Below are 11,473 nucleotides of genomic sequence, written 5' to 3' on the forward strand. Positions count from 1 at the left end.
CCGTACGCCGGATCGTGGACGCGCCTGCGCGGGTCATGTGACCAACGCCACACACGTGCCCCCGTATCCCGAAGGGCTCGGCGATTATGCGCGGGGCATGAGGGGAATTGCTGGTGTTGGCCGGAGCCGCCCGTCACAGGAAGCCGGCGGCCCGTGCGGCCCACCCGAGGGGGATGACCATCATGCGACGTCTGAAGACCGAATCCGCGCCGCTCTGCCTCGACGCCCAGGAGGGCGACAGTCCCGGCTTCGCCGGCGAGGACGATCCGTACGACTCCTTCGAGACCATGGAGATCTTCCGGGTGACCTGCCCGGACTGCGCCCAGCCGATCGCGATGCTGGCCGACGAGGACACCCTGCCCGAGCACGCGCTGTGCCCGACGCCCTGGAACCCCTTCTGCCTGACGGTGTGCGAGGGCTCGGGACGGCCGGTGGCCGACGCCCCCTCGGCGGACGACTCGCTGGAGGCCCAGGAGCAGGACGCCGGCGTGCTGCTGACCCTGCCGGAGGGCCTGGACTGGCGCCGGCAGCCGTTCTCGCACGTGGGCGGGCCCGGTACGCGGCCGACGCGCGTGCCGCGGATGCGCCGGCCCTGAGGCCCGCGCCCGTACGGCGGGAGCGGGTGGCCGTTCCCGGCTCTCGCCCGGCCCTCACCAGTAGCGGCCCTCGATCATCGCCTCCAGTGCCGCCCGGTGCATGATCAGCGCATCCGGGTCGGCCGGTACGGGCAGCTCCCCGAAGTGGACCTGGCGGTACGCCACGCGCAGCATGACCACGGCGTGCCGCAGGGCCGCGTACAGGGTGTGGAAGTCCATGGCGCGCGGGGTGTGGCCGGTGAGCCGGGCGTAGCGCTCCTCGACGCGGTCGCGGCGCAGCAGGCCGGGCAGGCCACGCTGAGCGCCGCTCGCCGCGAGATCCTGGAAGAACCGGTGGAGGTAGATCATCCAGCCGAGGTCGAGTTCGCGCGGGCCGGGCGCGGCCATTTCCCAGTCCAGGACGGCAGCGGGCGTGAAGCTGTCGTAGACGATGTTGCCGATCCGCGCGTCGCCCCAGGTCAGCACGGTGTCGTCGGTGCTTTCGGCTGCCGTCGGCTCCGGCGGCCAGTGATCGGCGAGCCAGGCGAAGCCGCGCTCGATCAGCGGTGACGGCTCGCGTTCCGCGACGACCCAGGCGTAGTACGCCCGTTGGGCCGCCACATGCCGCCGCAGTGCGCTTCCGCTTCCGGGCAGGGCGAGGAACTCCGTCTCCTCGACGGGTACCTGGTCGTGGATCCGGGCGAGGACGGAGACCGTGCCCGCCTCCAGCTCCGCGCGTTCCGCTTCGGTGGCGGCGTACAGCCAGCTCCCCTCGTACGTATAGGGCATGACGTCCGGCGGCACGCGGCCCTCGGCACGCTCCATCACGAAGAACGGCGCGCCCAGCGGCGCCGGGTCCTCCTCCAGCCACAGGGTGCGCGGCACGGGCACGTCGGTGTGCTCGGCCACCAGGCGCATCGTGCGGTACTGGCGGGCCATGTCATAGGTGGGGAATACCGTGTAAGCGGCGGGGTCGGCGGCGAGGCGCAGCGCGCAGGAGCGGACGGGCGGGCGGGGGTGGTCGATGTCGAAGAGCAGGGTTTCGCTGGACATGCCGTTGGAGGCGGGGACGGTCGCGCAGACCGCGCGGGCGCCGGGCAGGCGGGCGGCCAGCCAGGCGGTCAGGCGCCGGGTCAGTTCTCCGGTGTCGCGGGTGGTGGTCCGGGGCCGGTGCGCGCTGCTCATGGCCGGTCCCCGGCGGGCCGCGTGGCCTGCGCGCCGGCCGGTGCCACATCGGTGTAGCCGGTGAAGCCGCTGGGGTCGTGGCGGCCGAAGCTGCCGTGCTCGAAGATCCCGTATCCGGTGCGGCCGTCGAGGGTGAAGCGGGCGGCGTGGTCGGTGACGCCGTAGGCCGCCAGTGGGTGGGCGGCGGGAACGCCGAGGTCGTAGGTGCGGCGGTCGGTCCAGCCGCGCCCGCGCCAGGTGCCGTGCTGCCAGTCGTCGGCGGGCGGGTAGCCCGCGCCGACGGCCAGCGGCGAGGAGGTGAGGATCTCGGCGGCGAGTTCGAGCGGCTTGCGGGACGGACCGGTGAGGTGGAGTACGGCGCGTTCGGGGTGGCGGGTGCCCGGCCGGTAGGTGATGTCGGCGTGCGGCCAGCCGAGTTGGACGTCGTGGGTGCCGTTGCGGACGAGCAGGGCCTCGTTGAGCGTACGGTGCCCGTCGGCGTCCTCCTGGACGACTACCATGACGAAGCGGTCGTCGAAGCGGACCGGGCACCAGATCCAGTGGAAGCCCTCGGGCCGCGCCTCTTCGGCCGCACGGCCACCTTCCTCGCCGGGTATGGGCCGCACGCCCCAGCTGCGGTCCCGGGTGCCGGTCCACTCCCCCGCCGTGACGGCCAGTTCCTCGCCGCCGGCCCGGATGGTGCCGGTGCAGGTGCCCGCCTGGACGAACCGGCGGCCCTCCAGAATGAGCCGCCCACCGCGGTACTGGGTGTGGTGCGGCTCCCAGACGGCGGGGAAGGCGGCGTGCCACACGAGGTCGCAGGAGAGGCCGTCGGGGTCGGCCGGGTCGGCGTCGCAGTGCAGCCGGAGCTGTTCGAGGGGCCGGTCGACGGTGATCGTCAGCGGTCCGACGGTGAGGGCGAGACGGTCGTCGGTGAGCGCGTCGGAGGCGCGTACGGCGTGCAGACGGTCACCGAGGCGCAGAGTCGCATAGGCGTCGATGACCCCGGTGTTGGGGTAGACACCGAGGCCGGCGACGAGCAGTGCGCGGCCGGTGTGGTCCATGACATGGAAGATGCAGCGGTCGTACGCGTTGCGGTCGCCGGTGGCGACGTACCGCATGGACAGCGGCACCTGGTGGACCGGGTATTCGTCGAGCGCGATCGGGCGGTCGGGCACGGGACACCTCCTGGACGCGCGGGCGGGTACGGGCCGGTGGCCACGGGGCGCGCGGTCCTGCCTCGACGGCGGCCGTTTCCGCGGCAGGAATTGACGGTACGTCAGGAGTATGTGCGGGGACCATAGCCGTAACCGCGCCGCACAGCCTTACCCACGCCGAGCGGGGAACCCGCCACACGACGGCCGGAGCCGGCAAAAACACCACGCCACGGCTCCACCCGCTCGCCGGCCTCCCGGCCCCGGCCACCGGCGGCCACGGACACGGCGCCCCGGCTGCCCTGTACGGCGAACCCGCCACCGTACAGTGGAGGGCGAAGGCCGACGCGGACACCGGCGACGAAGCGGTGACGGAACGAGGGGGACACATGACGACTGCCGGCTCCGCGCAGAACCCGAGCAGCCTGCACTGTCTGCGCTGCGGCCTGGAGGTGCGAGGTTTCACCGGCTGCCCCCGGTGCGCGACGGAGGGCATCGGAGTCAACGCGATGCCGCCACTGGCCGACCTGGAGGGCCTTGAACTGTCCTCGTACCGCGGCGGCCCGTGGGGCTGGCCGGAGACCCTGCCGGTCAGCGGCCCGCCGGTGACCCTCGGCGAGGGCGACACCCCGACCATACGGCTGCGCACCGACCCGGCCGCGCTCGGCGACGGGTACGCGCCGGAGTGCGGCAGCGAGTTGTGGGTCAAGTACGAGGGCGGCAACCCGACCGGCTCGCACAAGGACCGGGCGATGGCGGTGGGCGTGGCCGCCGCGCTGGAGACCGGCGCCGACACGGTCGTCGCCGCCTCGTCCGGCAACGCGGGCGCCGCGGCGGCCGCCTACGCCGGCCGGGCCGGGCTGCGGTGCGTGGTCTTCACCGACGAGGGCATCCCGCCCGCGCTGGCCGCACAGATCGACCTGCTGGGCGCCGAGCAGGTGCGCTGCGAAGGCGGCTTCACGGTCCGCAACGCCGCGATGGCGCGGGCCGTCGAGGAGCACGGCTGGTACCCGCTCACCAGCTTCTCCGCGCCGTCGCCCGGCGGCAATCCGTACGCCGACGAGGGCTACAAGTCGGTGGCGTACGAGCTGGCGCGCGACTTCGCCGGGCGGCGGATCGGCGCGGTGGTCGTCCCGACGAGCCGGGCCGACCTGCTGTCCGGGATCGAGCGCGGCTTCCGGGAGCTGGCCGCGGCCGGTCTGGTGTCCGCGGCGCCCCGCCTGGTGGCCGCCGAGCCCGCAGGTTCCGCGCCCTTCACCGCCGCCCTGCGCCACGCCGACCGCGCGGCCCAGGAACGGACGCGCGTGGAGAGCCACCGCACCGCCGCGTTCTCACTCGGCGAGGAACGCCCGTGCTGGCAGGGCCTGGACGCCCTGTGGCGCTCCGGCGGCACGGCCGTCGCCGTGGCCGAGAAGGAGTTCGTGGCCGAACAGCGACGCCTCGCCGAACAGGGCCTGCTCCTGGAGGCGTCCTCCGCCGTGGCCGTCTCCGTGGCCCGCCGGATGCTCCGCGAACTGCCGGAACTGGTGGTGGCGATCGGCACGGCCACGGGCATGAAGGAGTTGGGGCCGGCGGGCGGGTGAGGGCGCCGCCGGACCGGATGCGCCCGCGCCGCGCCCGTCACGGTGCCGCACGCCACGGCGCTCGGCCCGAGTGCCGGCGCCAGGTCTCCCCCGTGGAGCCGTCGGGGGCCGCAAGATCGCCGTACGGAATCTCCGTACGCGCGCGGCCCCACGCCTCAGCGCGACTCGGGCCCCACCAGATGCCGCGCCACGACCATGCGCTGGATCTGGTTGGTGCCCTCGACGATCTGGAGCACCTTGGCCTCGCGCATGTAGCGTTCGGCCGGGAAGTCGAGCGTGTAGCCATAGCCGCCGAGGAGCTGGACGGCGTCCGTCGTGACGCGCATCGCGGTGTCGGTGCAGAACAGCTTGGCCATCGCCGCTTCCTTGGCGAACGGCAGGCCGGCGTCCTTCAGGCGGGCGGCGGTCAGGTAGAGCGAGCGGCCTGCCTCGACCTGGGTGGCCATGTCGGCGAGCATGAAGCGCAGGCCCTGGAAGTCGGCGATCGGGCGGCCGAACTGCTGCCTGGAGACGGTGTACTCCAGTGCCTCGTCCAAGGCGGCCTGGGCGACGCCGATGGCGCAGGCGGCGATGCCGAGGCGGCCGGCCTCCAGGGCGGACAGGGCGATGGCGAAGCCCTGGCCCTCGTCCCCGATGCGGCGGGCGTCGGGGATCCGTACGCCGTCGAAGTGGAGCTGGGCCGTGGGCGAGCCCTTCATGCCCATCTTGCGCTCGGGCGCGGCGGCGGTCAGCCCCGCCGCGTCGCCGGGCACCAGGAAGGCCGTGATGCCGCGGGCGCCCTGCTCTCCCGTACGGGCGAGCACGGTGTAGAAGTCGGCGACGCCGCCGTGGGTGATCCACGCCTTGGAGCCGTCCAGAATCCAGGCGTCCCCGTCGCGTACCGCCCTGGTGGTCAGGGAGGCGGCGTCGGAGCCGGACGCGGGCTCGGAGAGGCAGTAGGCGCCGAGCAGGCCGCCGCCGAGCATGGCGGGCAGGTGGGTGGCGCGCTGTTCCTTCGTACCGAACTCGGCGAGCGCGTGGCAGGCGAGGGTGTGCACGCTGACGCCGAGGCCCACGGTCAGCCGTGCGGCCGCCAGCTCCTCCAGGACCTGAAGGTAGACCTCGTAGGGCTGGTCCCCGCCGCCGAACTCCTCCGCGTACGGGAGGGAGAGCAGCCCGGACTCGGAGAGCAGGGTGAAGGTGTCCCGGGGGAAGCGGCCCGCCTCCTCCTGCTCGGCGGCGACCGGCTCGATCTCACGCTCGACGAGGTCCCGCACCAATGTCAGCAGATCCCGGGCTTCCTCCGTGGGCAGCCTGCGGTCCACCGGCCGGGGGCCGTACTCGGTCATGGCGGCGCTCTCCTCCCTGTCGGGCGCTGCGACGGCGCCCGCGAGGGTGAGGCGGCGCCGCCGGTCGTTCGCACAGTGCTCAGCAGATGATCCCCCACCGGGTCGCGGAGGGCGGTGACCTGCAGCTGTGGCGCTGTGAGTATGCCCGATCGGCAGCCTCACGTCACTGGTTGATCGGGATCTTGTCCGCGTTGCCGCGGCTTCGCCGGCCGCGGGCCCGGGCGGAACCCCGCGCGGCCGCGTCCACCGTCCCGTACGCGCGGTACGCCCGCCGCCGTACCCGCCCCCGGGCTCCGCCCGACCCGTCCCCGTACGCCCGTCCCCCTGGCCCGCGAGCCGCCTCCTACCGCATCCCACCTGGTCCGTCGCCCGGCCGGCCGGGCAGCACGCCCCGGCGAACGGAAGCTGTACGCGCCGCGAAATTGGTCCAAACCATTGACCACACTGGTCTAGTCCTTCTACCTTCTCCCCGCAACACTCAACGCGTCCATGCCAATTCGGAACGCGTGTCCGTCCCGCACCACCCTCGACCCCCTCCGAGGAGACGACATGCCCAGACCGATCCGCACACGATCTTCACGCCGGCTGATCGCCACCACCACCGCACTGTGTACCGCCGCCCTGGCCGGCACCCTGTTCGCCGGCACGGCCGCCGCCGATCCCACCGGCAGCGCCGCCCCCACGACCGCGGCCGCACCGGCCGCCGCCCAGCCGGCCGGCACCCAGGCCGCCGGCGGCAAGGTGGTCGGCTACTTCACCAACTGGGGCGTCTACGACCGCAATTACCACGTCAAGAACATCCAGACGTCCGGGTCCGCCGACAAGCTGACCCACATCAACTACGCCTTCGGCAACGTCCAGGGCGGCAAGTGCACGATCGGCGACGCGTACGCGGACTACGACAAGGCCTACACCGCGGACCAGAGCGTCGACGGCAAGGCCGACACCTGGGACGCGGGCGCCCTGCGCGGCAACTTCAACCAGCTGCGCAAGCTCAAGAAGCTGCACCCGAACCTCAAGGTGATCTGGTCCTTCGGCGGCTGGACCTGGTCCGGCGGCTTCGCCGAGGCCGCCAGGAACCCGAACGCGTTCGCGCAGTCCTGCCTGGACCTGGTCCAGGACAAGCGCTGGGCCGACGTCTTCGACGGTATCGACATCGACTGGGAGTACCCGAACGCCTGCGGTCTGACCTGCGACACCAGCGGCCGGGAAGCGTTCACCAACCTCGCCAAGGCGCTGCGCTCGAAGTTCGGCAGCAAGCTGGTGACGGCCGCCATCAGTGCCGACGCCTCGGCCGGCGGCAAGCTGGACGCCGCCGACTACAAGGGCGCGGCACAGTACTTCGACTGGTACAACCCGATGACATACGACTACTTCGGCGCCTGGGACGCCAAGGGCCCGACGGCTCCGCACTCGCCGCTGACCTCGTACAACGGCATCCCGAAGGCCGGTTTCAACACCACCGACACGATCACGAAACTCAAGAGCCTGGGTGTCCCGGCCCACAAGCTCCTGCTGGGCCTCGGCTTCTACGGGCGCGGCTGGCAGGGCGTGACGCAGAACGCGCCGGGCGGTACGGCGACCGCCGCCGCGCCGGGCAAGTACGAGGCCGGCATCGAGGACTACAAGCTCCTGAAGACCCGCTGCCCGGCGACCGGCAAGGTCGGCGGCACGGCGTACGCCAAGTGCGGCAGCCAGTGGTGGAGCTACGACACCCCGGAGACCATCGGCACCAAGATGGCGTACAAGAACCAGCAGGGGCTGGGCGGAACGTTCTTCTGGGAGCTGAGCGGTGACACGGCGAACGGCGAGCTGATCAAGTCCATCAAGTAAGGGCTCTCCGAGCGTCACGCCGTTGCTCTTCCCGGTTCGGCCGAGAACGCAGTGCCGAGGAAGCCGGGCCCGCTCTTCGCGGGCCCGGCCGAGGGCCCCTGGGCACGCGGGGCGGTCAGCCTCCCGCCGCCGCTCCGGCGGCGATGACCTCGCGGTTGACGGCGCGGACGCGGGCGGGGTCGACCTTGAGCTTGCGCCGGTCGTACGTCCAGAAACCGTTGAGTTCGTTCTCCAGGTCGGAGACCTGCGTATAGACCGAGCCGGACAGTTGCTCGCCCGCCTGGCGCAGGTAGAACTTCCGGGTGTTGTCGACGTACTTCCGCGTCAGTGCCTCCGTGTCGGCCACCCCGCTGTAGATCACCGTGGGGGTACCGGGCCACATGTGGCCGGGGGTGCGCAGGGTGAAGCCGCCGTGTTCACCGTCCATGGCGGCCCGGCGGTCGTCGGGTGCGGGCGGGTCGGCGTTGTCGTAGTCGTGATGGTCGATGATCTCACCCTTGCCCGAATCGCCTTGGGAATTGCAGCAGTTGACGCCGCTGTGCGCGTTGATGACGCGCGAGGGGTCGGCCGCCTTGACGGACTCGGCGAGGCGGCCGGTGGCGTCGCGGTCCCACTCGCCCCAGCCCTCGTTGAAGACGACGTAGCCGCCGAGGGCCGGAGAGTTGTGCGTCTGCTTCATCATCTCCCGGCCCTGGCCGGTGAACGCCCGCTGCCCCCGCTCGTCCGTGATGTCGCTGGAGACGAAGTCCTGCCACACCAGCAGTCCGAGACGGTCCGCGTGGTAGTACCAGCGGGGCGACTCGACCTTGATGTGCTTGCGTACAGCGTTGAAGCCGAGCTGTTTCTGCCCCGCCAGGTCGAAGCGCAGCGCGTCGTCGCTGGGCTGGGTGTAGAGGCCGTCCGGCCAGAAACCCTGGTCCAGCATGGCGAGGGAGAAGAAGGGCCTGCCGTTCAGTACGAGCTTGGGGTGGCCGCCGACCTTCTGTACGCCGATGGAGCGCATCCCGAAGTAGCTCTTGACGACGTCCTTCGACCTGCCACTGCGGAGGGTGACTTCGAGGTCATAGAGGTAAGGATCGTCGGGCGACCACAGGCGCTGGTCCCGCACCTTCAGAGCGAGGTTCGCGTTGGCCGCTCCGGTGACCCTGCCGACCTCCTGGCCCTTCTTGTCCCGCGCCACGGCCGTGACCTTCGCCTGCGCGGAGGCCTTGCGGGATTCCGCCTGCACCGTGAGGGTGCCGCTGTCGATGTCGGGGGTGGTGACGATCCTGTCGACGGCCGTCCTGGCGACGGGTTCCATCCAGACGGTCTGCCAGATACCGGAGGACTGGGTGTAGAAGATCCCCCCGGGGTGCGGCGTCTGCTTGCCCTTGGGCTGGTTGGCGCCACCGGTGTCGGTGACCCCGACGATGATCTCCTGCTTGCCGCCCTTGTGCAGCGCATCGGTGATGTCGGCGCTGAAACCGGTGTAACCGCCGGTGTGCTGGGCCACCTGCTTGCCGTTGACCCACACCCGCGCCTCGTGATCGACGGCGCCGAAGTTGAGCTTGAGGCGCTGCGCGGTGCCGATGTGCCAGCTCTTGGGGACGGTGATGAGCCTGCGGTAGAACATGTGGTCCTCGTGCCGCTCGATTCCGGAGAGCTGTGACTCGACCGGGAACGGCACCGTGATCCTCTCGGCCGGCTTCTTGCCGAACGGGGGCCGCTCCCCCTTACGGGCACCGGCGAACTCCCAGCGCCCGTTGAGGCTCTTCCACTTCACCCGCCTTTCCTGCGGGCGGGGGTATTCGGGCAGCGGATGGTCCGGGTCGACCTCATCGCCCCACGTGGTGGTCAGCCGGTGGGTGGAGAGGTTCCCGGCAGAGCGGATCACCACCGGCACGTTCTTCCAGCCGCTGGTCAGCCCGCCCTTGCCGTCGTAGCCGAACCGCACCCGCTGGCCCTTCTGCACGGGCCCGGCCGGCGTGAGGACCACCGAGCGAGGGTCGCCCTCATCCCTGACGGCCGACTCCACGGGCATGTCCGTGGTGTCGACCTCCAGCGTCAGGTGATCCTTGAGCGCCTCGGTCACACCGGCCTCGTCCTCGAACGTGGCCCGCAGCCGGCGCCCGTCGGCGCCGACGGTGAGGTCCACCGGATACGGCTCGAAGCCGTCCGGCGGGGTGAAGGCCGACTCCGGGACCGGCGCCTTCTTGACCTCCGGGCCCTGCCAGCTCAGCACCATGTTGGAGCCACCGCTGTCCTGGAACATCTCGAACCGGAACTCGTGCTGCCGGCCGGCGGTCAGCCTCACGGGTTCGCCCTTGACCTCGACGTCCCAGTCAGGCACCCAGTGATCGATGACCTGCTTGCCGTCGATGAGGAGCCGGAAGCCGTTGTCGCCCTTGGCGGAGAAGGTGAACTCCCCGCTCTTCGGCACCTCGATCCTGCCGCTCCACCGCGCCGTGGTGTGCTCGGTGCGCCCGGTGGCGATCCGGAAGGTGGAGCTCAGGTCGGGGAGGTCGACGGCCGGCTCCAGGGTCGTCGCGCCGAGCTCGGCGAAGTCGCGGGCGCCGGGCCCGGACATCCGGAAGTATTCACCCTTGAGGCCGTGCCCGCCCGCACGCGGGGCCTTCGCCGCGTTGTCGGCGCCCTGACCCGCCGCCCGCGCGGGGGGCGCGAGGGTGCTGACGGGCAGCGACGCGGCGAGGGCGCACAGCAGGGCGCAGAGCAGCAGGTGAGGGGAGGAGCGCCGGGAGCGTCTCACGCGGTGTCTCCAGTGCGGGACGCCTCTGGCACGCAGGCTCAGGCGGTGCGAAGAAGGAAACATAGTCAAACAGTCAGGCACAGCGTGCACCGTAAAACAACAGTTCTGCACGAGGATTGGCCTGCCGGGCAGACGGACGGCCCCGGCGGCCCCTCAGTGAGCCCGCCCCGGCTCATCCCGCGCGGAGCACACCGGCACAGCGCGTCCCTCCGGACGGAATACCGCTGATCGAGAGACGACGTAGTTTCCCCAGGCCAGAAGGCGCATCCTCGGAGCTGTCACAGGAGCAAGGCCATCACGCAGCCCTGCCCGTACAGACATCGGCAGGGCGGGAGGCCATGACCTCCCGCCCTGCGGCGCGTCTTCGGGACCCGCGCCCGTCGGGACGGGCCCGGGCTCTCGCGCGTGTCAGGGGACGGGCGGCCGGGAGGGGGCGGGGCAGGCGGGCTCGTACTCCTCGATCAGCCGCAGGGTGTCCCCCAGCCCCCGGACGAGCAGCGAGCCGACCGTCTCCCGGTCCAGTTCCTGTCGCGCGATCCATTCGAGAGTGACGCCCTCGACGCTGGAGAGCCAGCCGACCAGTGCCGTACGGGCGAGCGCGGGTATCTCCTCGCGCCCCCAGGCGGCGTGCGCGATGGTGCCGAGCAGCCGTTCGCGGACCTCCGCCCGGATCGCGAGCACTTGCGCGTCGAACCCGACGCCGCCTGTGACGATGGTCCGGTAGGCCGCCTGGTGGTGCTGGGCGTAGCGCAGATAGCCGTCGATCGTGTGCTGGACGCGCTCCACGGGCGGCAGGTCGTGGGTGCTCGCGGCGCGCCGGACCAGTTCGGCGACGGCGTCCTCGATGATCGCGAGGTAGTAGCCGCGCTTGTTCTTGAAGTAGTAGTAGATCAGGCCTTTGGCGACACCGGCCTGGCGGGCGATGTCATCCATGGACAGGGCGTCGTAGGAGGTGTCGGCGAACAGCCGCCTTCCGGTGGCGATCAGTTCGGCACGGCGGGCCTGCGAACGCTCGGTGGCGCGGGCGACCCGTGGGGCTCCGGGTCCGCGCTGTTGACTATTATTCAAATCGAGCCCTAGTCTCCAACTG

The 11,473-nt window shown here is 71.6% G+C and carries 7 protein-coding genes and 1 pseudogene; 3 read left to right on the forward strand and 5 right to left on the reverse strand.

The window, feature by feature from the left end; translation table 11 throughout:
* The first annotated feature begins 173 nt into the window (after positions 1–173).
* A complete protein-coding gene (locus ACZ4Z1_RS29085; protein WP_468489605.1) occupies positions 174–596 on the forward strand; it encodes a hypothetical protein in 423 nt (140 codons plus the stop codon).
* A 54-nt stretch (positions 597–650) separates the two neighbouring features.
* On the opposite strand, the gene ACZ4Z1_RS29090 is transcribed toward ACZ4Z1_RS29085, so the two are convergent.
* Both ACZ4Z1_RS29090 and ACZ4Z1_RS29095 read right to left on the reverse strand, forming a co-directional pair.
* Positions 651–1,760 (reverse strand): phosphotransferase family protein, encoded by a 1,110-nt coding sequence (locus ACZ4Z1_RS29090; protein ID WP_468489606.1) that lies wholly within the window; start codon positions 1,758–1,760, stop codon positions 651–653.
* Positions 1,757–2,917, reverse strand: a complete 1,161-nt coding sequence (locus tag ACZ4Z1_RS29095) for an Rv3169 family protein (protein ID WP_468489607.1) — start codon at positions 2,915–2,917, stop codon at positions 1,757–1,759. The genes ACZ4Z1_RS29090 and ACZ4Z1_RS29095 overlap by 4 nt, the downstream gene beginning before the upstream one ends.
* A 365-nt stretch (positions 2,918–3,282) precedes the next feature.
* Here ACZ4Z1_RS29095 and ACZ4Z1_RS29100 point away from each other — a divergent pair, with 365 nt between their 5' ends.
* Entirely contained in the window at positions 3,283–4,476 is a 1,194-nt protein-coding gene (locus ACZ4Z1_RS29100) for a pyridoxal-phosphate dependent enzyme (RefSeq protein ID WP_468489608.1), read from the forward strand.
* A 155-nt stretch (positions 4,477–4,631) separates the two neighbouring features.
* Here ACZ4Z1_RS29100 and ACZ4Z1_RS29105 read toward each other — a convergent pair whose 3' ends face one another.
* Entirely contained in the window at positions 4,632–5,804 is a 1,173-nt protein-coding gene (locus ACZ4Z1_RS29105; protein ID WP_468489609.1) for an acyl-CoA dehydrogenase family protein, read from the reverse strand.
* 549 nt (positions 5,805–6,353) lie between these two features.
* On the opposite strand from ACZ4Z1_RS29105, the gene ACZ4Z1_RS29110 reads away from it, so the two are divergent.
* Positions 6,354–7,637: a glycoside hydrolase family 18 protein gene (locus ACZ4Z1_RS29110; protein WP_468489610.1), complete on the forward strand. Its 1,284-nt coding sequence runs from the start codon at positions 6,354–6,356 to the stop codon at positions 7,635–7,637.
* A 121-nt stretch (positions 7,638–7,758) separates the two neighbouring features.
* On the opposite strand, the pseudogene ACZ4Z1_RS29115 reads toward ACZ4Z1_RS29110, so the two are convergent.
* Positions 7,759–10,446, reverse strand: a pseudogene (locus ACZ4Z1_RS29115) (PA14 domain-containing protein); the annotation flags it as partial.
* A gap of 345 nt (positions 10,447–10,791) precedes the next feature.
* Positions 10,792–11,451, reverse strand: a complete 660-nt coding sequence (locus ACZ4Z1_RS29120; protein WP_468489611.1) for a TetR/AcrR family transcriptional regulator — start codon at positions 11,449–11,451, stop codon at positions 10,792–10,794.
* Between the last annotated feature and the right edge of the window lie 22 nt (positions 11,452–11,473).

The sequence above is a fragment of the Streptomyces sp. NPDC030165 genome (assembly GCF_055573595.1).